This window comes from Bacillus sp. M13(2017) (assembly GCF_002218325.1).
In the GTDB taxonomy this organism is placed as follows: domain Bacteria; phylum Bacillota; class Bacilli; order Bacillales; family Bacillaceae_G; genus Bacillus_A; species Bacillus_A thuringiensis_K.
Window position 1 is genome coordinate 733,178 of sequence record NZ_KZ268500.1, and the last position, 20,227, is coordinate 753,404.

Below are 20,227 nucleotides of genomic sequence, written 5' to 3' on the forward strand. Positions count from 1 at the left end.
AAACATGTATTCATCATCTTAATGTATGTTTATTTCCCTCCAAAAGCAAACTTCAATTTTAATAGACGTGTAAAAATGAAGTAACTTATGATAGCGAATAGGAAAAATCCAACATAATAAGACAGAAGTGCATCTCGTCCACCTAATATTCTACCGCCAAGCAGTCCGAAGCATAGAACAGTGCAAATCATGAACCATTTTTGCAAGTTAGGAAACAATAGTATTTTTCCGTTTTGTTCGTTTGGTGTACGTGTGTATAGAAAGGTTGCCATTGATAAAAAGATAATGATGTAAGCAAATGGTGTTAATAGTGTCCAAGGAGAAGGTACAAAAGTATGCTCCATTGGATTGTCCTGTGGTACACTAGAAAGTTTATTGCCATAGTTATCAAATGTTTCTATCGGGTGGTAATCATAAGTAATAGAAAAAGATTCTAATGGTGAAATGATATCTATATGTTGTAAGTACTCATGAGTACGTTGCTCTATTTCTCCCATTGCATCTAAAGACCATTGTGTATGGGAATAAATGAATCCGGAAATTAACAATCCAAAACCGTATGGTAAAAATAATAGAATGATAGTTAAACTACTTTGAGAGAATATATGTCCAGTAATGGTTCCGATAAATAAGGTGAATGTATAAATAGCGATAAGTACAACCGTAGCATATAGAAAGTAACTATAGAACGGAGTAAAGATTTGATACTCATTGTGAAACGACATGTTCTTTATTCCGTACATACTAAGCCAGCAAACAATTTGCACTGTAATAATATTCAAAACACCAAGCCACCATTTTGTTAAAAAAATATCTTTTCGTTTAAAAGGCATCGAGAAGAGAAAATCAGTTGATTGATTGTTACGTTCCCACCCAATTAAAAGACAAGCAAGTGCAATAAGAGTAAATCCTTGAAAGAGGACGGCACCATCAGATGCATGAAAATAGTAGGAGTAGTAATATGCATAGTCATCAAACTTCATTTTTGATTGTTTTAGCTGCATTTGCGCTTCTTGATAATATTTATAAGGTAGTTGATATAAACTAATTAACCAAAATAATAGAATTATATATTTTCCTTGCTTCCATTGCCTTATCCATAAAGCTTTATGAAACATGCGAATCCTCCTCAAACGTTGTGATAAAAATATCTTCGAGTGACATGGCTAATTCTTCAATGAGCAGTGGCTGTTCTTTATGAAACTTTTCTAATGTAGCTGCCACATTTCCCTCAATTAAAATTGTATATACTTTTCCCGTTTGGTTTAATATTTTAATATTGCTTAAGTTTTCTAGTTTTTGAGGTAATGAGCGTTCATAGGCTACTTGGATTTTAGCAAATTGTGATTTTGCATCGTCTAATGATGTAATAGAAGATACGGTATGTCCTTTTAACATAATGATTGTATCTGCAATTTGTTCTACTTCATCTAAATGGTGAGTGGAGATGAAAATGGTAATTTCTTTTTCTGCAACTTCTCCAACGAGAAACTGTAAAATCTGTCTTTTAACGATAGGATCCAGCCCGTTTGTTGGTTCATCTAAAATAATATATTCTGCCTGTGCAGCAACAGCTAAAATGATGGCAAGCAGTGCTTTCATTCCTTTTGAATAACTACGAATTCGTTTGTTTGGTAAGTTAAAACGTTCTAACAGTTCATAGAAATATGCTTCATTAAATGCGGTATAAACTTCTTTATAAAACTTTACGATTTCTTTTATCGTATAGCCGTTCAGTATATTAGTAGAATCAGGAACATATACAATTTTTTGCTTTATTTCAGGAAACTGATGAATGTTTGTATCTTCATATGTAACAGTTCCCTCGTCTGGGTCTAAAATACCGACCATCGTTCGCAATAAAGTTGTTTTTCCCGCGCCGTTTCTTCCGAGTAATCCGATGATACTCCCTCTTTGCAATGTGAAAGAAACATCGTCTAAAATTGTTTGATTATCAATTGTTTTCTTCAAGTTTGTCACTTTCAACATCCGCATTCCCTCCAATCTCTTTATAGTATGAATCTATCCAATCATGAATTTTATCTTTCGTAACACCAAGATAAGAGGCTTCTAATAGTAATTGATGAAATTGCTTTTCAACCATAGCGATTTTCCTTTCGTCTAATGTTGGGGTAATCGATTGAGATACAAATGTTCCTTTTCCTCGTAACGTTTCAATAATTCCTTGTCGCTCTAACTCTTGATACGCTTTACTCACTGTATTTGGATTTATAACGAGTAAAGAAGCGAGTTCGCGTACAGAAGGAAGTTTATCACTTGGAGCCAACATGTTTTTCAATACGAGTTCTTTTATATTTTGAACAATTTGTTCCCATATCGGAGTGTTGCTTCTTGGATCAAGTTGAATATGCAAGAGCAATGTCTCCTTCCTCATATGTATTAAGTGTACTACTTCGTGTAATACACTTAATACAATATAGGGGATGAATGTGTTTGTCAACTGAAAATGTTAGAAAAATTTGGTATTAAAAAAGAGTAAATTGGAAAAAATAGGTCTGATATAGAATGGAGGGTTAGTCATGAAGCGAGTTTTTGGAATACTTGTTTGTTTCATGTTATTGCTTTCTGGAACTTCAGTGAGTTTCGCACAATCTGAGAAAACGAAGCAGGAGAAAACAGAAGAAACAACACCGAAGTTAGCGGAACAAGCGTCGTCAGCAATCGTAATTGAGCAAGATACAGGTAAAGTTTTATTTGATAAAAACCCAAATGAAAAATTACCACCTGCTAGTATGACAAAGATTATGACAATGCTTTTAATTATGGAACAAGTTGAAAAAGGAAAACTAAAACTGACCGATAAAGTTAGAGCGAGCGAACATGCAGCTTCAATGGGTGGATCGCAAATCTTTTTAGAACCTGGGGAAGAGATGACTCTAAATGAGATGTTAAAGGGTATTGCAATTGCATCTGGAAATGACGCATCTGTTGCAGTAGCCGAGCATATCGCAGGTTCAGAAGAAGGATTTGTAAATATGATGAACAAAAAGGCGAAAGATCTAGGGCTGAAAAATACACATTTTCAAAACCCGACAGGTCTTCCGGCTAAAGACCATTATTCCACAGCAAATGATATGGCTATAATGGCGAGAGAATTGATGAAGTATCCACTTATTCGTAAATACACAGGTAAGTACGAAGATTATTTACGTGAAGATACGGATAAAAAGTTTTGGCTCGTTAATACGAATAAGCTAGTACGTTTTTATCCTGGCGTAGATGGAGTAAAAACAGGTTTTACGACAGAAGCGAAATATTGTTTAACAGCATCGGCTCAAAAAAATGGCATGCGTGTCATTTCAGTTGTCATGGGAGCACCAACATCAAAAGAACGGAACAACCAAGTGACGAAGCTTCTTGACTATGCATTTGGACAATATACGACAAAGAAATTGTATACGCGCGGCGAAAAAATTAAGACAGTTCAAGTAGGGAAAGGGAAAAAAGAAAAAGTAGATTTAGTTGCATCAGATAATGTTTCTCTTCTTATGAAGAAGGGCGAGAATATGGACAAGGTAAAACAAGAAGTAATTGCTGAAAAGAAAGTAAAAGCACCGATTAAAAAAGGTGACGCGCTTGGTACACTTGTTATTAAAAAAGATAAAGATGTTTTATTAAAACAAACAATTGTAGCAAAAGAAGATGTTGCTGCAGCGAGCTGGTGGGAGTTATTTAAAAGAAGTTTTGGGATGTTTTCAACATCAAAATAGCGGCAAATATTTTGCCGCTTTTCTATTCGTATGTAAGTGAATAATGCTGAAAGGTTTCACTTTATGACGAAATAGTTCTTCTTTTGTCAGCAGGAAGGATTCTTATTTTGTATCACGAAAATCTTTATGTATGTGAAAAAGTAAAGTTTGAGCATAAGGAGGAAATCGTGTGAGTCTTTCCATGCAATTAGAAGTGAAACGTGACGTCCTATGTGTGAGACTAGAGGGTGAATTAGATCATCATACGGCTGAAGAGTTGCGAACGAAAGTAACAGATATGATTGAGACACATGGTGTTCATCATATTGTTTTGAGCCTAGAGAACTTATCGTTTATGGATAGTTCTGGTCTAGGTGTTATATTAGGCCGATATAAACACGTAAAGGGATTAGGTGGAGAAATGGTTGTTTGTGCAATTTCACCGCCTGTTAAGCGTTTATTTGAAATGTCGGGCTTATTCAAAATCGTTCGCTTAGAAGAAAGTGAAGCGCACGCGCTCGCGACGTTGGGGGTGGCATAGATGAGAAATGAAATGAACCTTCAATTTTCAGCATTAAGTCAAAATGAATCGTTCGCTCGCGTTACAGTGGCGGCTTTCATTGCACAACTAGATCCAACGATGGAAGAATTAACGGAGATTAAAACAGTTGTGTCAGAAGCGGTTACAAATGCAATTATTCATGGATACGAAGGAAATGCAGAAGGTATTGTTTATATTTCTGTAATTTTGGAAGAAGCAATGGTGAAACTCACGATTCGAGATGAAGGGATTGGAATCTTTAACTTAGATGAAGCGAGACAACCCCTTTTTACAACTAAACCTGAATTAGAGCGTTCCGGAATGGGATTTACTATCATGGAAAATTTTATGGATGAAGTAGAAGTTATTTCAAACGAATCTTTCGGGACAACAATCCATTTGACAAAATACTTATCAAATAGTAACGCTCTATGCAATTAAGGAGAATAGCCTATGGACATAGAGGTCAAAAATGAGAAGAAGAAACCTCAGTTAAAGGACCACGAGCTAAAAGCGTTAATTCAAAAAAGTCAAGATGGAGATCAACAGGCAAGAGATACAATCGTTCAAAGTAATATGCGTCTTGTTTGGTCGGTTGTACAGCGGTTTCTTAATCGAGGATACGAACCAGACGATCTATTTCAAATTGGATGTATTGGGCTCTTAAAATCGGTAGATAAATTTGATTTATCTTTCGACGTGAAATTTTCAACATATGCAGTTCCCATGATTATTGGAGAGATACAACGTTTTTTACGTGATGATGGATCAGTGAAAGTTAGTAGGTCTTTAAAAGAAACAGGGAACAAAATTCGAAAGATGAGAGATGAGCTTTCGAAAGAGTTCGGAAGGGCTCCAACGATTAATGAAGTGGCAGAGGCACTAGAACTAACGCCAGAGGAAGTTGTTCTAGCGCAAGAAGCGAGCCGTGCTCCTTCATCTATACATGAAACTGTATATGAAAACGACGGCGATCCAATCACTATTTTAGATCAAATTGCAGATCAATCTGAAACGAAATGGTTCGATAAAATTGCTTTAAAAGAAGCGATTAGAGAACTAGATGAACGAGAGCGCTTAATTGTATACTTGCGTTACTATAAAGATCAAACACAGTCAGAAGTAGCAGAGCGCATAGGCATTTCACAAGTACAAGTTTCAAGACTTGAAAAGAAAATATTAAAACAGATGAAAGATCGAATAGACGAATAATTGTCTATTCGATTTTTTTATGCCGTTAATAGGAGAGAGATGTTAATTTTCGAAAAAATTAACAGAATTTATTGATAATTTAGTCAATTTAAAATATAATCCAAGTATGAACTTGTCATAAAGGGGGAAGGAAACATGGAAACGAGGCAACAATGGGGAACGAGAGCTGGATTTATTTTCGCAGCGGTCGGATCTGCCGTTGGATTAGGAAACATATGGCGTTTTCCTTATACAGCGTATGAAAATGGAGGAGGAGCATTCTTTTTACCGTACTTATTTGCATTATTAACGACTGGTATTTCATTGTTAGCGTTTGAGTTTGCCCTTGGTCATCGTCATCGTGGTTCAGCACCACTTACATTTTTCCGTATTAGCCCGCGTGCCGAATTTATTGGATGGTGGCAAATGTGCGTAACATTTATCGTTTCAACATATTATGCAGTGATTATTGCTTGGTCTATATCGTATACATACTTTGCAATTACTGGAGCATGGGGAAAAGACACGCAATCATTTTTATTTAAAGAGTACTTACATGTTGCAGATAAGCCAGGACAATTTGGAGGACTTGTACCGGAAGTATTAATTCCGTTAGCTCTCGTTTGGATTATTGTGCTTGGCGTTGCATTTAAAGGAGTTAAAAAAGGAATCGAAGTGGTTAACCGTATATTTATTCCTTTATTAGTTGTTATGTTCCTTATTATCGTCGTTCGTGCAGTGACGATGGAAGGTGCTATGCAAGGACTAGATGCATTCTTTAAACCAGATTGGAGTCGTATTTTTGATGGGAAAGTATGGCTTGCTGCTTATGGTCAAATATTCTTTAGTTTATCTTTAGCATTTGGAATTATGATTACTTATTCTAGTTATTTACCGAAAAACTCGGATACAACAAATAATGCCTTTATTACTGGATTTGCAAACTCAGGATTTGAATTATTAGCAGGTATTGGGGTCTTTGCAGCTCTTGGGTTTATGGCAAATAATATGGGAGTACCGGTTGATAAAGTAGCAAGTGCTGGCGTTGGGCTTGCGTTCGTAGTGTTTCCGCAAATTATTAATGAATTACCGATGTCACCGTTGTTTGGTGTATTATTTTTCTTATCGTTAACGGTTGCTGGAATCACATCACTTATTTCACTCGCGGAAGTATGCTTTGCTGCTGTGTCTGAAAAATTCAGTTTAAGTCGGGAAAAAACCATTGGAATTATGGGAACCCTTCTCGTGTTAGTTTCTCTTGCTTTTGCAACACGTGGTGGGCTTATGTTCTTAGATGTTGTCGACTATTTCGCTAATAATTTCGGATTAATTACAATTGCACTTGCGGAAGTAGTGACGATAGGGCTCATTTTACGTCGTTTACCAGTTTATCAAAATCATGCAAACTTTGTATCTGACATTAAATTAGGAACGTTTTGGAGAGTGAGTTTACTCGTTATTACTCCGCTTATGTTAGGGTATATGCTAATTGATGGTACAATCCAAAATATTAAAAAGAACTACGGAGATTATCCGACTGAGTTTGTTGTAACGTATGGTTGGTCGATAGCAGTAGCCTTCCTTATTGTTGCGCTAATTATTAGTCTAAAGAAATGGGATGCACAAATACATTCGGATTCTGCAAAGCTTGAAAAAGAATGGAAAGATCGAGGTGTTTCATAATGAGTGGATCAGCGATTATGATGATGGTTATTGGAATCGTAGTCATTTGGGGAGGGCTTGCATTAAGTATTGCAAACTTATTTAAGAAAAAGGCATAAGTAAAAACATCTGTACCGAAATGGTGCAGATGTTTTTTTATGAAAAAATTGTATTAGAAAAAAATTCAATAACCATACTACAACTACGAGGAAGAGTGAAGGGGTGAATGAAAGTTGGAACAAACGATTTATATTAAAATGCGCAATCGTTTAAAAGTTTCTCCTACTTATGAAGTAAAGCTGGGTGATGTTGCTCAACTTGCCGGAGATTCTTCCGTAGTTGAGTTGTTACAAAATGAGATAGTTTACAAAATAACAGTGCATGATAAGACTCATGTTGTAATTGATGTTATGAAAGTAATTGAGATTATTCAACAGAAAGCATCTCATGTACAAATTAATTTACTCGGTTCTGGACAAACTCTTGTTGAAATTATATACGAAAAAAAGAAGGCACAACCAATTTTTTTCGGACTTGTATGGTTGTTACTTTTCATTGGAGCGGCCCTTGCGATCATTTATTTCCATGAAGATGTAAGTATGCAACAAGTACATCAACGGTTATATTACATGATTACTGGAGAATTTAATGCGCAACCACTTTTATTTCAAATTCCTTATTCTTTAGGCCTTGGCTTAGGAATGGTTTTATTCTTTAATCATGTATTTCAAAAACGAATTAATGAAGAGCCAAGTCCGCTAGAAGTTGAGATGTTTCAATACCAACAGTCACTTGATCAATATGTAATCGTTAATGAAAACAAGGATAATATGAAACAACTTACCGATGATTGAGTCTGGATTTGTTATTTTAATTGGTTTAGCTGGAGGGATTGCGGTAGGTAGCGGATATGTCGCATTTTTAGCTGTACTTGGTATAATCCCCCGTTTAGCTCAATTAACGAGAAGTGGAAAGCATATTCAATATTTTGAGTGGGCGGTCATTGCAGGTACGTTAACAGGGGCTTGGTGCAGTTTGAAAAATATTACATTTCAAACGTCGCAATATTGGCTCGTTATATTAGGGATATTTTGTGGCACGTTCATCGGAATGCTTGCTGCGGCATTAACAGAGGTGTTAAATGTTCTACCTATTTTAGCGAAACGAGTAGGGGTAGAGGGGAAGATTATTGTTTTACTCGTTGCTCTTGTACTTGGGAAAGTAATAGGGTCGTTGTTTCACTGGATTTATTTCGTAAGGTAGGAGGCAGTATATAAATGACAAGTCAGAAATTGAAGGATGATTACATAAATAAAGTGAAGAAGTATCATCCAAAGCCAAACTATTTACTAAATTGTATCAAAGCATTTCTTGTAGGTGGACTCATTTGCACAGTTGGAGAAGTATTGATGAAATTGTATATACATTATTTTCACTTCAGTGAACAAGAGGCAGGAAACCCAACTGTTGCAACTCTTGTTTTAGTATCAGCGATTTTAACAGGATGTGGTGTATATGATAAAATCGGTCAATTTGCTGGAGCAGGATCAGCGGTACCGGTAACAGGATTTGCAAATTCTATGGCGAGCGCTGCCTTAGAACATAAGAGCGAAGGGGTTGTTCTAGGGATTGCTACAAATATGTTTAAATTGGCAGGAAGTGTGATTGTATTTGGAGTTGTTGGTGCATATATCATTGGGTTAATAAGGTATACCTTTAAAATTTTTATGTCTTAAAGGAGGGGCTAGTATGAGGTTGACCGGAAAACAAACGTGGGTATTTCAAAATGATATATATGTAAATGCAACGGGCACTGCTGTCGGTCCGAAAGAAGCTGAGGGCCCTCTTGGAAAAAAATTTGATATTTCATATGATGACTTACATTGTGGAGAGGAAAATTGGGAGCTCGCCGAACGAAGGTTAATGTCGGACTCAATTCAACAAGCAGTGCAAAAAGGGAATATAAAAACATCGCAAATTGATTTCTTTTTAGCGGGAGATTTATTAAATCAAACAGTGACAGCGAATTATGTTGCGCGTAAGTGGGGTATTCCTTTTTTAGGAATGTTTAGCGCTTGTGCGACGTCTATGGAGACTTTAGCAGTTGGCTCAGCTTTTATAGACGGTGGATTTGCAAATCGTGTCTTAGCTACAGTAAGTAGTCATAATGCAACGGCTGAAAGACAATTTCGCTATCCAACAGAGTACGGTGGACAAAAGCCAGGGACAGCAAATTCAACTGTGACTGGTGCAGGATCTATATTAATTAGTAATGAAAAAAGTGCAATTAAAATTACGGCGGCTACAATCGGAAAAGTGCAAGATTTAGGAATCACAAATCCTTTGGACATGGGGGCAGCGATGGCTCCAGCAGCAGCTCATACAATTCAACAGCATTTTGAAGATTTGAGAAGAAGTGCTGATGACTATGATTTGATTGTTACGGGTGATTTATCAGCTGTTGGGACGCCGATTGCGAAACAACTTTTACTTGAGGAAGGTTATGATCTTGGGCATATATACAATGATTGTGGATTGATGATTTATGAATCAAGTCAAGAAGAAGTGTTTGCAGGTGGTAGTGGTTGCGCTTGTTCAGCGGTTGTCACATATGGTCATTTATTACACGAGATGCAAAAAGGGAATTTACAACGAATTTTTGTCGTTGCGACTGGTGCATTATTAAGCCCGATGATGATGCAACAGAAAGAGACGATTCCAACAATTGCACATGGTGTTGTATTTGAGAGAGTTAAAGGAGAGTGAATTGTGGACTTTATATACGCATTTCTTGTAGGTGGAGCTATTTGTGTAATTGGGCAACTATTGTTAGATTTCGCAAAGTTAACACCAGCTCATTTAATGGCAACTTTTGTAGTCATCGGAGCAATATTAGATGGATTTGGCTTGTACGATAAACTAATAAAGTTTGCAGGTGCTGGAGCCACAGTCCCTATTACAAGTTTTGGACATTCACTATTGCACGGAGCAATGCATGCAGCAGAAAAACATGGATATTTAGGAATTGGTATTGGCATGTTTAGTTTAACGTCTGCGGGCATTTCCGCAGCGATATTGTTTTCATTTTTTATAGCACTTATATGTAAACCGAAAGGATAAATCAAATGAGACGAAGGGTTGTTTTGGTCACAGATGGAGATGAATATGCAAAGCGGACAATTGAGCTTTTAACGAAGGAATTTGGGGGTAGGTGTATTTCAGCATCACAAAGTAATCCAACCAAATTGACAGGGAAAAAAGTTGTTGAGCTTATTATGCAAACGCCATATGACCCTGTATTTGTCATGTTTGATGACAGTGGATTTATTGGAGAAGGATCTGGTGAAAAGGCTTTAAAATATGTGGCTACCCATAAACAAATTGATGTGCTTGGCATTTTAGCAGTAGCGTCTAATACGCATCATTGGGAATGGGCACGCGTAGATGTAAATGTAGATCGGAACGGGAACTTAACCGAATATGGTGTGGATAAATTTGGACTTCCAGATGGTGAAATTGGCAGAATTAGCGGAGATACAATTTATTGTTTAGACGATTTGAATGTTCCTGTCATCGTTGGAATTGGTGATATTGGTAAGATGTGTGGAAATGATGAATGGGAGAGAGGATCACCAATTACAAAAAAAGCAATTCAATTAATTTTGGAAAGGAGTGGATTTTATGACGAAGCCTAAAAAAGTGGATATCCCAATTTCATCTTTCATAAGTGATAATGAAAATTACTTAAAGCAAACAGCTGGACTGGGTGTTACATACGATGTTGGCATTCGTAAATTTCAAATTTTAAATAAAGAAATTGGTGTGTTGTTTGTAAATGGACTCTGTGATACGAATTATATTATCCCTATTTTAGAAGAAGCGGTGGATACAAATGAAATAAGGGATGTAGAAGAAGATACAGTGAAGCTTCTAGAGAATCGTTTAATTCATCAACAAGTAAGTAAAGTGAAAACGATGGATGAGGTAATGCTCCAAGTATTATCAGGACTCATCGTTATATTTGTGGAAGGTGAAACGGAAGCGTTCGCAATAGATGTTCGTAGTTATCCAGGGCGGACTCCGACAGAACCAGATACAGAAAAGGTTGTACGTGGTGCAAGGGATGGGTTTGTTGAAAATATCGTTGTAAATACAGCGTTAATTCGTAGAAGAATACGTGACCCACGTCTTCGAAATGAAATGATTAGAGTAGGAGATAGATCGCAAACGGATATTTGTATTACGTATGTACAAGATGTTGCAAATCCGGATTTAGTTAAGATTATAAAACAAGAATTAAATAACATCGATGTCGATGGAATTACGATGGCTGATAAAACAGTGGAAGAATTTGTTGTAAAGCAAAGCTATAACCCATTCCCACTTATTCGATATACAGAAAGACCAGATGTAGCAGCAAATCATTTATTAGAAGGACATGTGTTAGTACTAGTAGATACATCACCGAGTGCTATGATTACTCCAACAACATATTTCCACCACTTACAGCATGCAGAAGAGTTTAGACAAAATCCGGCTGTCGGGACATTTTTACGCTGGGTACGCTTTTTAGGTGTCTTATTCTCCTTATTTTTACTACCGTTTTGGTTAGTGTTTGTATTTGACCCAACTCTTTTACCAGAAAATCTTGCTTTCATCGGACCGACTAAGATGACGCATTTACCAATTTTATTACAGGTAATAATGGCAGAGGTCGGACTTGAATTTTTAAGGATGGCAGCCATTCATACTCCAACGCCGTTATCGTCTGCAGCAGGATTAATTTCCGCCATATTAATTGGTCAAATAGCAATCGATGTAGGTTTGTTTGTACCAGAAGTTATTTTGTATGTTGCGGTTTCTATGATCGGTGCATATGCAACACCGAGTTATGAATTAGGACTCGGAAATAAGGTTGGAAAATTGTTTGTTATTATTTTGACAGGTCTCTTCCAGGAGATGGGATTTGTAATTGGTATGACGATATTAATTTTATTTTTAACGTCTATAAAAAGTTTACAAACACCTTATTTATGGCCGTTTTTACCATTTGATTGGGGCGCGTTAACAAAAATTTTACTCCGTCCAACGATGTCTAGTTTAAAAGTACGACCAAGTATTGTAAGACCTCAAAATGTAAAAAGACAAAAATAAACGGGATTATACACCCGTTTATTTTTTTTAGCAAAAATTTATTATTTTTTAACAAAAATCAAACATTTTTTGTGTACACTTAGAGTAGATATTGTGTATGGAAGGGGAAGAGGACATGATTAAATTATTTGTAAGTGATTTAGATGACACGCTCGTTTACGATGTGAATCATATGCAAAAAGAAGATGAACGTGCGCTGTGTTGGTTAGCTGAGAAAGGGACAAATATTTGTTTTGCCTCTGGCCGTTTTACACACAGAATTGATGAAGTTGTAAAAAGGTTTTCATTCCCATATTACACAACTGGCTTAAATGGAGCGACAATGTTACTTCCGGATGGGAATTTATTTCATGAATCGAGTTTTGAAAATACGGTTGCCCAGGAAATATATCGATATATACATAAAAAAGGACTAGCGGATATTGTTTGTGGAAATGAGCAGCGATATACAAAAAGGAAGAATGAACATCACCATAATTTTGAAGCGTATATGGGCGTGCATATTGCTGAAATTGAAGCGTTAGAAGAAGAGTTTGGTAAGACTGTACACCCTGCAAAATTGTTTGTTTTTGGAGAAGAAGAGAAAATTGTAACGTTAGATCAAGAGCTACGAGATACGTTTCAAGGCGAAGCGGAAGTTTTTATATCAGGTAAACGCTATGTTGATATTATGCCAAGAGGGGTGAGTAAGGGGAGTGCTCTAAAGCGACTAATGGACCATTTGCAAATTGAAGCAAATGAAGTTGCTTGTATTGGAGATTCTTTCAATGATATTTCTATGTTTGAAGTAACCCCGCATTCATTTACTCTTCATCATGCCCATCCATATGTAAAGGAGAAAGCAAATCATATAGTGCGTTCGGTTGAAGAGGCTGTTATGAAATTACCGTTACTTGTATAAAAAAGAAGCCCGTCACTGACGGGCTTCTTTTTACTTGAATAAAGATTTAACAAAATCAATGATACTTGAGAAGAAATCTTTCACTTTATCTAGAAAACTTTGTCCTTCTTCAGAACCTAAGAAGGCAGAAACGTGTTCTTTTGCTTTGTTTAATTGACTACCAACTTGATTCCAATCAATATTAAGATTTTTCATTTTATCAAATAACGATACTAAGTTATCTAACTGTTCATCTGTCAATGTAATGCCGAGTTGATCAGCAATTTTTTTAATTAATGAACGTAAATCTTCTGTTGTTTTTGGCTGTTCTTTTGCAATTTCTTCTTTAATTTTTGCAACAAGTTGAACTGCTTTTTCTTCACCAATTTTATCACCAAGCTGGGCTGTTTGTACCATTTCTTCATTCGCTACTTTTTTAACTTCTTCAGGAATTTGTTTATTGGACGCAGTTTCGTATGCTTTCATTAATCCAGTTAAAGCTGCAGTTCCTGAAACTTTAAAAGGTGCAGTAATTTGAATTTCTGCATCTTTTACACCTGCTGTAATCAAAGCGTTAGTGTACATTGCATCTGTTACCCAGTTAATGTTCTTTGATCGTACAATAAGACCAGATCCTGGTTTTGTGTATGTAATCATAGAAGAAGAAATTGCTCTCGTACCAATTTGTGCTTTTGGAACAATGCCTTCTAGAAATTTATGTTCTTCCGCATTAGATACAGTAATAATTGTAGCATCTTTCGGTGCTTTCATTTCTTTTAACAGATCTTGTTTTTGTTGTTCAGATAAGTTCTCTCCTAATGTAACAATTGATTCTCCCTCGATGATGTCTGCAAACGAAGCTGTTGGCATCATAAATACCGTTACAGCTAATAGCAGAGCTAGTAATTTCGTTTTCACGAAAAATCGCTCCCTTTCTCTTTCTAAAATTTTCGGGCAACAAAGTTATTATAGTATATATTTCTTATTTGTCACCTGACTTTTTCCACATTTCAAAAAAGAAGTATCTAGATTGTCGGATTCTTTTTGTTTCTAGTCATGAATGTGGTAATATAGTGCTGAGATAGTTGAAAGGAGACATATACGTATGAAAACTTTAGGATACATATTAATGGAAAACGGTGAAAAAATCGACTTGGAATTTTTTCCAGAAGAAGCACCAAAAACAGTAGAAAACTTTAAAAAATTAGCAGAGCAAGGATTTTATGACGGTGTTACATTCCACCGTGTTATTCCTGGCTTCGTAAGCCAAGGTGGAGACCCAACAGGTACAGGTGCAGGTGGCCCAGGTTACTCTATTCCATGTGAAACTGATGGAAACCCTCATAGACACCTTGTAGGATCACTTTCTATGGCTCACGCTGGCCGTAACACAGGCGGTAGCCAATTCTTTATCGTTCATGAGCCACAGCCACATTTAGATGGTGTTCATACTGTATTCGGTAAAGCAACAAGCGGTATTGAAACAGTATTAAAAATGCGTCAAGGCGATGTAATGAAAGAAGTTAAAGTTTGGGAAGAATAAGGTAAGGAAAAAGAGAGCTTTTGCTCTCTTTTTTATTTTTAATGAAATCGAGTACTTCTTCTACAGCTCATCATACAAGTAGTGTTGTTGCTAAAATATATTGCTTGTGAGAACAAACCTTTAACAAATTACATAGAATACATTACATTATATGTTTCAATAAATATTTTTTGTTATATTAATTTTGCTAGAATTGTGCTGCTTTAGAGTAACTATGAATGAAGTGATGTTGAATGATGTGTTTCTTTCCATTCCATATAAAATTTTCTTTTTTTAACTCTATTTATTAAAGGAATAGTGCTGAAACATAGATTTGACTTTCTTCTTTTCGCTTTGTATGATTATCAAGTTGTTTTAGACTCTTCTCACTCTGTTGAAAATATTGTAAAATGAATGTGATATGAAAAGAGTGATTGAGGGGATTACTAGTTTGTAACTTTTGTAAGAAGGGATAAGGGTTATGTTAATTCGTTTTAAAAAAAGTTATGAAAAAATTGCAATGGGGCTTCTTTCGTTTATGCCAACTGAAAAAGATGTGAAAACATTACAATTGACAATGAAAGAATATGAAGCAAAAGATGATTGGCAATTGTATTTGTGGAAAGAAAATGAAGATTTTGTTGGAATAATGGGGATTGTAAAAAAAGAGAATCATGTATTAGAAATTCAGCATTTGAGTGTGAACCCGTCTCACCGTCATGTGGGGATTGGGACGAAGATGGTTCAAGAGTTAAAGAGTAAATTTCTTGAGTTTACAATTTGCGGAAATGAGCAAACGGCAAGTTTTTGCGAAAAATGTAAAGGGCTAGAACAAAATATACATTCGTGAAAGCAGAGATAAGTAGTTTATTATCTCTGCTTTCTTTTTTGTAATTGTTCGTATCGTTCAGTAATGACCTCTGTGCGATCACGCAAAGTGTGCTTGTTTATAATATATTCAACTGGGATAGCATTCAAGTCTTTCCAAGAGAGGTTTTGTTTTTGACATAACTCTATGCACTGCTTCTCTAACAATGGATCTGATAAGGGTAAAAATAAAGGTACAAAACGTTCTTTTTTATGGATAGATTGCAATCTTTCATTGAGTAAGGAAAGAAGTTGTACTTGATTAATTCCTAAACGTTGTAAAGGCACACCGCTTTTTTCTAAAATTGTGATTGCGCTTTTCATCATTTTTGTGGAACCATTCCAGTTAGCACGTCTTTGGTGGTATAAAGAAACTGCAATTTGAATGAGACCAACTAAGTAATGATCTCGATTACCTCTTGGTTTTGTCTTCCAGTACTCTTCTAGTATTTCGTGACATTCAAAATAGTCATAATCTCCATGGAAATGAATTAAAAATTGTATGTATTCGGTAGGATACATGTTTTTTCGCCCCTATCTAACGGTTATACATATAAGTGTATCATAGAAATATGAACAATAAACGACTAGGAGGTTTCCCCCTAGCCGTTATTGTTCATATTAGCAGAAGCAAGCTGCTCCTACAATAATTAGTAAAATAAACAGTACAACAAGTAATGCGAACCCACCGCTAAAACCACAATCAACGTGACCCATAGTTTTTTGACCTCCTACATTGTTCTTACTACACTGTTATCATATGAAGTGGTGGGCATGATGACATAGGCATTGGTCTATTTTTAATTAAATTTCTTAAAAAGGTTGGATAGAACATGAGTATGCTCTATACTTATGTTGTTATAGAAAAAATGTGGTGGGATGCTTTGTGCAATATAATTTTAAAGTAGAGGCTTTTGAAGGGCCTTTGGATCTATTGTTACATTTAATACATCGTTATGAAATTGATATATATAATATTCCTGTAGCAGATATTACAGAGCAATATTTATCTTATGTGCATACGATGAAAGAACTTCAATTAGATGTTGCAAGTGAGTATTTAGTAATGGCCGCAACGTTATTACAAATTAAAAGTAAGATGTTGTTGCCGAAACATGAAGAAGATGTACTTGATAACGGTGATGATTTTATAGATGATCCTCGTCAAGAATTGATGGAGAGGTTAATTGAATATAAGAAATATAAGCAAGTTGCTACTGAGTTAAAAGAAAGAGAACAAGAAAGAGCACAGCTATATACACGTCCGCCAATTGACTTTACATCGTTGGAACAAGAAGCGGAGACAAGTTTACCTCTTGATGTTACGTTATATGATATGCTAGCAGCATTTCAAAAATTAATGCGCCGTAAAAAGGCAAAAAAACCTGTAACAACACGTATTACTCGTCAAGAAATACCAATTGAACAACGAATGACTGATATTTTAAAGCAGTTAAAAATAAAGGGTGGTCGCCAAAGTTTTTATGATTTGTTTGTTGATGATGAACGTGAAATAATGGTTGTAACATTTTTAGCAGTTCTGGAACTTATGAAAAATCAACAAATCACAATTGAGCAAGAACATAATTTTGATGAAATTTTCGTATCAAGCTCTAATAAATCTGCATAGAGCAAGTATGTGAAAATGGGATAGAAACATTTTATCTCATGCTATGTTTTAATGTATCGTTTGGAACAAGAGAAAAAGTATTGAACCGAACGCATTGATTGTGATTCGGTTTTTTGATGTGTATTTTTATGGAAAAATAGAAGGAAGGAGCTCGTGAAATGGATAGGAAAGAACAAAAGTCAATTATTGAAGGCCTTTTATTTGTTTCTGGTGATGAAGGGATTTATCCAGAACAAATAGCGAAAGTTCTTGAAATTGAAATGAATGAAGTAATTAATATTTTAGAAGAAATGCAACAAGAATGTGAAGGTGCAAACCGTGGTTTGCAAATTGTACAGTATGCAAAAGTATATCGTTTTGCTACAAAGAAAGAACATGCTTCATATTATCAAAAATTAATGGATACACCAACAGCTGCTTCGCTTTCGCAAGCTGCCCTCGAAACGTTAGCGATTGTTGCATATCGTCAACCAATCACAAGGACTGAGATGGAAGAGATTAGAGGAGTTAAAACCGATAAGGCGTTACAAACGTTGGTTTCCCATTTACTTATAAAAGAAATGGGAAGAGCAGAAGGACCAGGGCGGCCTATTTTATATGGAACAACAAAAGAATTTTTGGACACATTTGGATTGAAAACATTAGATGATTTACCACCGCTTTCTGAAGAGAATGAACAAATGAATGAAGCTGATTTATTCTTCGGTTCCTTACAAGAGATATCGAAATAAAAGCTTAGCATTTTGCTAAGCTTTTTTTGTATATCAATTATTTACAGTGCCATACTAAATGAAAAAAGGAGACGAGTTATGAGAGGTATGCGGATTATTCTATTATTAGCTTCTGTTTTATTATGTTTTTCTTTAAATAGCGCATCAGCTAAAAGGTATATGATGTCTATTCATACTACGTCTCCTTTACATATGCATCGGCAACATCTTAGTAAAATGAAAGTGAGCTTTTTAAAAGTGGGGCAAGGTGACGCAACACTTATTATAATGCCAAATGGACAAACAATGTTAATTGATGGAGGACCTTATGAAGCAGGAGAGGTTATTATTCAGAAATTAATTGAGAAAGGGATTAATCATTTAGATGTAATTGTCAGTACGCATCCCGATATGGATCATATAGGGGGGTTAATTCCAATTGTAGAGCAAATGCCGGTATCGCTTATATTAGATAGTGGAAAAACATATAGTTCTCTTACTTATCATACGTATCGGAATAATATTAAAAAAAGAGGGATACCTTTCGTTTCAGTAAAGGAAGGACAATATATACCGCTGGATCCACATGTTTCTATACAAGTATTAAACAACGGGAAATCAAAAGATGAAAATAATGAATCCTCAATTGTTTTAAAGGTACGATATGGAAAAGCGGATTTTTTATTAATGGGTGACGCGGATGTACGGACAGAAAATGAAATATTAAAACAATTTGATGTGCATGCAGATGTTTTGAAAGTGGGGCATCACGGCTCATATACTTCAACAAGTGAAACGTTTATAAAAAAAGTGGAACCGCAGTTTGCTATTCTGTCGTACGGGAGTAGTAATCCGTATGGACATCCTCATCAAAGTGTAGTAAAGCGCTTGAAAAGGCACGGTATAATGGTATATAGAACAAATAAACGTACAGTAGAAATAGAAACAGATGGTGAACATGTTATGTTAAAATCTAGCGGGTTAATGCCATTGTTGAAGTGATTTCTATATTAGGGGTGGATACTGTCCCTTTTTGGAAAAATGAATAATATATATTATAATTATAAGGGACGTAAGAAATTTCCTTTTCTGTTGAATAAAAAGGAAATTTCATTAGAATGTATAGACAACTACTCGTGCATATATTAAGATGGAACTAGGCGAATAAGGTAATAATAACAAGTAGGTATTTCATGGGAAAGGATCGATGAAAATGAAAACGCAAATTGTCATCAATGCCAAAATTTACACAGGTCAAGAAATAGTGGAAAACGGATTTATTCGTTACGCAGAAACCATTAAAGAAATTGGTTTGATGGCTCAATATGTACCACAAGAAAATGAAACTGTTTTTGATGCTACAGGGAAGATTGTAATTCCAGGTATGATCGATGTTCATATTCATGGTGGATACGATATTGATGCGATGGATGCAAATAGCGATGGGTTAGTAACTCTAGGTAAAGAAATGTTAAAAGAAGGGGTTACAACTTACTTCCCAACAACAATGACACAAGCTCCAGAGGCAATTGAAGCAGCGCTAACTGCTGCGAAAGAAGCAAAAGAAAAAGGAGCGCATTTCGAATATATTCACTTAGAAGGACCTTATGTTTCAAAGAAACGTGCAGGTGCACAACCACTTGAACATATCGTTCCTGCAAATATTGAGCAATTTAAACAATGGCAAGAAGCAAGTGGGAATTTAATTAAATTAGTAACATATGCACCAGAAGAAGAGGGAGCATTAGAGTTTGAACAATATCTTGCTGAAACTGGTGTAGTTGGCACAATGGGGCATACAGATGCAATTGATGCACAACTAAAAAATAGAAAGATTACACATGCGACACATTTATACAATCAAATGCGTGGATTACATCACCGTGAACCAGGAGTTGTTGGTCATGTGTTATTAAATCCAGATGTAATGGTTGAAGTAATTACAGATGGTATTCATATTCACCCTGATATGGTGAAATTAGCATATAAGTTAAAAGGACCGAAAAAAGTAAGTGTTATTACTGACGCAATGCGTGCAAAAGGTCTTGAAGATGGATTATATGAGCTTGGCGGACAGCCAGTACATGTAAAAGATGGTAGTGCTCGATTAGAAGATGGAACGTTAGCTGGTAGTATTCTAAAAATGGATCAAGCTTTCCGAAATGTAATTGAATTTACAGGTTGTTCAATCGAAGATGCAGTACTGATGACATCAGTTAACCAAGCAGAAGAGTTTGGATTAAATAATAAAGGTGCATTAGCGGTAGGAAAAGATGCAGACTTTGTTGTGATGAATGAAGATTTACATGTATATGATACGGTTCGTTTAGGAATTCATATGAAGGAAGGGAAGTAATTAA

26 protein-coding genes are annotated in these 20,227 nt (G+C 35.7%); 20 read left to right on the forward strand and 6 right to left on the reverse strand.

What is annotated here, in order from left to right:
- Positions 1-29 precede the first annotated feature (29 nt).
- Genes CGQ22_RS04255 through CGQ22_RS04265 form a run of 3 tightly spaced genes read right to left on the reverse strand, consistent with a single transcriptional unit; the run spans position 30 to position 2,374 of the window.
- The gene (locus CGQ22_RS04255) at positions 30-1,118 is read right to left on the reverse strand and encodes an ABC transporter permease subunit (RefSeq protein ID WP_000468498.1); all 1,089 of its coding nucleotides are present in this window, start codon (positions 1,116-1,118) and stop codon (positions 30-32) included.
- Positions 1,108-1,989: an ABC transporter ATP-binding protein gene (locus CGQ22_RS04260; RefSeq protein WP_046946410.1), complete on the reverse strand. Its 882-nt coding sequence runs from the start codon at positions 1,987-1,989 to the stop codon at positions 1,108-1,110. The genes CGQ22_RS04255 and CGQ22_RS04260 overlap by 11 nt, the downstream gene beginning before the upstream one ends.
- Positions 1,955-2,374, reverse strand: a complete 420-nt coding sequence (locus tag CGQ22_RS04265; protein WP_000548037.1) for a GntR family transcriptional regulator — start codon at positions 2,372-2,374, stop codon at positions 1,955-1,957. Before CGQ22_RS04265 ends, CGQ22_RS04260 begins: the two co-directional genes overlap by 35 nt.
- 166 nt (positions 2,375-2,540) lie before the next feature.
- On the opposite strand from CGQ22_RS04265, the gene dacF reads away from it, so the two are divergent.
- From dacF to CGQ22_RS04340, 14 genes are all read left to right on the forward strand, one after another.
- Positions 2,541-3,731 (forward strand): serine-type D-Ala-D-Ala carboxypeptidase DacF, encoded by a 1,191-nt coding sequence (dacF, locus tag CGQ22_RS04275; RefSeq protein WP_000831991.1) that lies wholly within the window; start codon positions 2,541-2,543, stop codon positions 3,729-3,731.
- A gap of 169 nt (positions 3,732-3,900) precedes the next feature.
- Complete coding sequence (spoIIAA, locus tag CGQ22_RS04280; protein ID WP_000059135.1) at positions 3,901-4,251, forward strand: anti-sigma F factor antagonist; 351 nt, start codon at positions 3,901-3,903, stop codon at positions 4,249-4,251.
- Positions 4,252-4,692, forward strand: coding sequence for an anti-sigma F factor (gene spoIIAB, locus CGQ22_RS04285; RefSeq protein ID WP_001243398.1), 441 nt, complete (start codon positions 4,252-4,254; stop codon positions 4,690-4,692).
- A 12-nt stretch (positions 4,693-4,704) separates the two neighbouring features.
- Positions 4,705-5,463: an RNA polymerase sporulation sigma factor SigF gene (gene sigF, locus CGQ22_RS04290; RefSeq protein ID WP_000350729.1), complete on the forward strand. Its 759-nt coding sequence runs from the start codon at positions 4,705-4,707 to the stop codon at positions 5,461-5,463.
- Positions 5,464-5,598: 135 nt separating this feature from the next.
- Entirely contained in the window at positions 5,599-7,125 is a 1,527-nt protein-coding gene (locus CGQ22_RS04295; protein WP_000450085.1) for a sodium-dependent transporter, read from the forward strand.
- Entirely contained in the window at positions 7,125-7,223 is a 99-nt protein-coding gene (locus CGQ22_RS04300) for a methionine/alanine import family NSS transporter small subunit (protein WP_000016826.1), read from the forward strand. The genes CGQ22_RS04295 and CGQ22_RS04300 overlap by 1 nt, the downstream gene beginning before the upstream one ends.
- A 114-nt stretch (positions 7,224-7,337) precedes the next feature.
- Positions 7,338-7,958: a stage V sporulation protein AA gene (locus CGQ22_RS04305; protein WP_000438370.1), complete on the forward strand. Its 621-nt coding sequence runs from the start codon at positions 7,338-7,340 to the stop codon at positions 7,956-7,958.
- On the forward strand, positions 7,951-8,367 hold the full coding sequence (gene spoVAB / locus CGQ22_RS04310) for a stage V sporulation protein SpoVAB (protein ID WP_000572937.1): 417 nt from the start codon (positions 7,951-7,953) through the stop codon (positions 8,365-8,367). The genes CGQ22_RS04305 and spoVAB overlap by 8 nt, the downstream gene beginning before the upstream one ends.
- Before the next feature lie 14 nt (positions 8,368-8,381).
- Positions 8,382-8,840: a stage V sporulation protein AC gene (spoVAC, locus tag CGQ22_RS04315; RefSeq protein WP_000203814.1), complete on the forward strand. Its 459-nt coding sequence runs from the start codon at positions 8,382-8,384 to the stop codon at positions 8,838-8,840.
- A 13-nt stretch (positions 8,841-8,853) separates the two neighbouring features.
- Positions 8,854-9,870 carry a stage V sporulation protein AD gene (spoVAD, locus tag CGQ22_RS04320; protein ID WP_001241159.1) on the forward strand — a complete coding sequence of 339 codons (1,017 nt, stop codon included), beginning with the start codon at positions 8,854-8,856 and terminating at the stop codon, positions 9,868-9,870.
- A gap of 3 nt (positions 9,871-9,873) precedes the next feature.
- On the forward strand, positions 9,874-10,224 hold the full coding sequence (spoVAE, locus tag CGQ22_RS04325; RefSeq protein WP_000345907.1) for a stage V sporulation protein AE: 351 nt from the start codon (positions 9,874-9,876) through the stop codon (positions 10,222-10,224).
- A gap of 5 nt (positions 10,225-10,229) precedes the next feature.
- Positions 10,230-10,799, forward strand: a complete 570-nt coding sequence (gene spoVAEA / locus CGQ22_RS04330) for a stage V sporulation protein SpoVABEA (protein WP_001254412.1) — start codon at positions 10,230-10,232, stop codon at positions 10,797-10,799.
- Positions 10,786-12,258, forward strand: a complete 1,473-nt coding sequence (gene spoVAF / locus CGQ22_RS04335; RefSeq protein ID WP_000165589.1) for a spore germination protein SpoVAF — start codon at positions 10,786-10,788, stop codon at positions 12,256-12,258. Before spoVAEA ends, spoVAF begins: the two co-directional genes overlap by 14 nt.
- A gap of 97 nt (positions 12,259-12,355) precedes the next feature.
- On the forward strand, positions 12,356-13,159 hold the full coding sequence (locus CGQ22_RS04340; protein WP_002181155.1) for a Cof-type HAD-IIB family hydrolase: 804 nt from the start codon (positions 12,356-12,358) through the stop codon (positions 13,157-13,159).
- Positions 13,160-13,189: 30 nt separating this feature from the next.
- Here the strand turns inward: CGQ22_RS04340 and CGQ22_RS04345 are convergent, their stop codons facing one another.
- Positions 13,190-14,056, reverse strand: coding sequence for a DUF1002 domain-containing protein (locus tag CGQ22_RS04345; RefSeq protein ID WP_000850515.1), 867 nt, complete (start codon positions 14,054-14,056; stop codon positions 13,190-13,192).
- A 187-nt stretch (positions 14,057-14,243) separates the two neighbouring features.
- Here CGQ22_RS04345 and CGQ22_RS04350 point away from each other — a divergent pair, with 187 nt between their 5' ends.
- Both CGQ22_RS04350 and ribT read left to right on the forward strand, forming a co-directional pair.
- Complete coding sequence (locus tag CGQ22_RS04350; protein WP_000853782.1) at positions 14,244-14,681, forward strand: peptidylprolyl isomerase; 438 nt, start codon at positions 14,244-14,246, stop codon at positions 14,679-14,681.
- Positions 14,682-15,141: 460 nt separating this feature from the next.
- Positions 15,142-15,510 carry a GNAT family N-acetyltransferase RibT gene (gene ribT, locus CGQ22_RS04355; RefSeq protein WP_000908399.1) on the forward strand — a complete coding sequence of 123 codons (369 nt, stop codon included), beginning with the start codon at positions 15,142-15,144 and terminating at the stop codon, positions 15,508-15,510.
- Positions 15,511-15,530: 20 nt separating this feature from the next.
- Here ribT and CGQ22_RS04360 read toward each other — a convergent pair whose 3' ends face one another.
- Together CGQ22_RS04360 and CGQ22_RS04365 are read right to left on the reverse strand one after the other, a co-directional pair.
- Positions 15,531-16,049, reverse strand: coding sequence for a DUF309 domain-containing protein (locus tag CGQ22_RS04360; RefSeq protein ID WP_000283593.1), 519 nt, complete (start codon positions 16,047-16,049; stop codon positions 15,531-15,533).
- 99 nt (positions 16,050-16,148) lie between these two features.
- Positions 16,149-16,244, reverse strand: coding sequence for a YjcZ family sporulation protein (locus tag CGQ22_RS04365; RefSeq protein ID WP_000510194.1), 96 nt, complete (start codon positions 16,242-16,244; stop codon positions 16,149-16,151).
- 169 nt (positions 16,245-16,413) lie between these two features.
- Between CGQ22_RS04365 and scpA the strand changes: the two genes are divergently transcribed.
- The 4 genes from scpA (at position 16,414) to nagA (ending at position 20,223) form a co-directional block, all read left to right on the forward strand.
- Complete coding sequence (gene scpA / locus CGQ22_RS04370) at positions 16,414-17,157, forward strand: segregation/condensation protein A (protein ID WP_001199747.1); 744 nt, start codon at positions 16,414-16,416, stop codon at positions 17,155-17,157.
- 158 nt (positions 17,158-17,315) lie between these two features.
- A complete protein-coding gene (gene scpB / locus CGQ22_RS04380) occupies positions 17,316-17,888 on the forward strand; it encodes a segregation/condensation protein ScpB (RefSeq protein ID WP_000375172.1) in 573 nt (190 codons plus the stop codon).
- A 78-nt stretch (positions 17,889-17,966) separates the two neighbouring features.
- Positions 17,967-18,869, forward strand: coding sequence for a ComEC/Rec2 family competence protein (locus CGQ22_RS04385; protein ID WP_001214823.1), 903 nt, complete (start codon positions 17,967-17,969; stop codon positions 18,867-18,869).
- A gap of 211 nt (positions 18,870-19,080) precedes the next feature.
- Positions 19,081-20,223 (forward strand): N-acetylglucosamine-6-phosphate deacetylase, encoded by a 1,143-nt coding sequence (gene nagA, locus CGQ22_RS04390; RefSeq protein WP_001987227.1) that lies wholly within the window; start codon positions 19,081-19,083, stop codon positions 20,221-20,223.
- Positions 20,224-20,227 lie beyond the last annotated feature (4 nt).

What these genes read in the sequence shown, in the direction of transcription:
- CGQ22_RS04350 (WP_000853782.1), top strand. Translation starts at nt 14,244, where the DNA reads ATGAAAACTTTAGGATACATATTAATGGAAAACGGTGAAAAAATCGAC.
- dacF (WP_000831991.1), top strand. Translation starts at nt 2,541, where the DNA reads ATGAAGCGAGTTTTTGGAATACTTGTTTGTTTCATGTTATTGCTTTCT.
- spoVAF (WP_000165589.1), top strand. Translation starts at nt 10,786, where the DNA reads ATGACGAAGCCTAAAAAAGTGGATATCCCAATTTCATCTTTCATAAGT.
- sigF (WP_000350729.1), top strand. Translation starts at nt 4,705, where the DNA reads ATGGACATAGAGGTCAAAAATGAGAAGAAGAAACCTCAGTTAAAGGAC.
- CGQ22_RS04295 (WP_000450085.1), top strand. Translation starts at nt 5,599, where the DNA reads ATGGAAACGAGGCAACAATGGGGAACGAGAGCTGGATTTATTTTCGCA.
- spoVAC (WP_000203814.1), top strand. Translation starts at nt 8,382, where the DNA reads ATGACAAGTCAGAAATTGAAGGATGATTACATAAATAAAGTGAAGAAG.
- spoIIAB (WP_001243398.1), top strand. Translation starts at nt 4,252, where the DNA reads ATGAGAAATGAAATGAACCTTCAATTTTCAGCATTAAGTCAAAATGAA.
- CGQ22_RS04340 (WP_002181155.1), top strand. Translation starts at nt 12,356, where the DNA reads ATGGAAGGGGAAGAGGACATGATTAAATTATTTGTAAGTGATTTAGAT.
- spoVAEA (WP_001254412.1), top strand. Translation starts at nt 10,230, where the DNA reads ATGAGACGAAGGGTTGTTTTGGTCACAGATGGAGATGAATATGCAAAG.
- scpB (WP_000375172.1), top strand. Translation starts at nt 17,316, where the DNA reads ATGGATAGGAAAGAACAAAAGTCAATTATTGAAGGCCTTTTATTTGTT.
- CGQ22_RS04260 (WP_046946410.1), bottom strand. Translation starts at nt 1,989, where the DNA reads ATGTTGAAAGTGACAAACTTGAAGAAAACAATTGATAATCAAACAATT.
- CGQ22_RS04300 (WP_000016826.1), top strand. Translation starts at nt 7,125, where the DNA reads ATGAGTGGATCAGCGATTATGATGATGGTTATTGGAATCGTAGTCATT.
- spoVAB (WP_000572937.1), top strand. Translation starts at nt 7,951, where the DNA reads ATGATTGAGTCTGGATTTGTTATTTTAATTGGTTTAGCTGGAGGGATT.
- CGQ22_RS04385 (WP_001214823.1), top strand. Translation starts at nt 17,967, where the DNA reads ATGAGAGGTATGCGGATTATTCTATTATTAGCTTCTGTTTTATTATGT.
- nagA (WP_001987227.1), top strand. Translation starts at nt 19,081, where the DNA reads ATGAAAACGCAAATTGTCATCAATGCCAAAATTTACACAGGTCAAGAA.
- CGQ22_RS04255 (WP_000468498.1), bottom strand. Translation starts at nt 1,118, where the DNA reads ATGTTTCATAAAGCTTTATGGATAAGGCAATGGAAGCAAGGAAAATAT.
- ribT (WP_000908399.1), top strand. Translation starts at nt 15,142, where the DNA reads ATGTTAATTCGTTTTAAAAAAAGTTATGAAAAAATTGCAATGGGGCTT.
- spoVAD (WP_001241159.1), top strand. Translation starts at nt 8,854, where the DNA reads ATGAGGTTGACCGGAAAACAAACGTGGGTATTTCAAAATGATATATAT.
- CGQ22_RS04365 (WP_000510194.1), bottom strand. Translation starts at nt 16,244, where the DNA reads ATGGGTCACGTTGATTGTGGTTTTAGCGGTGGGTTCGCATTACTTGTT.
- CGQ22_RS04360 (WP_000283593.1), bottom strand. Translation starts at nt 16,049, where the DNA reads ATGTATCCTACCGAATACATACAATTTTTAATTCATTTCCATGGAGAT.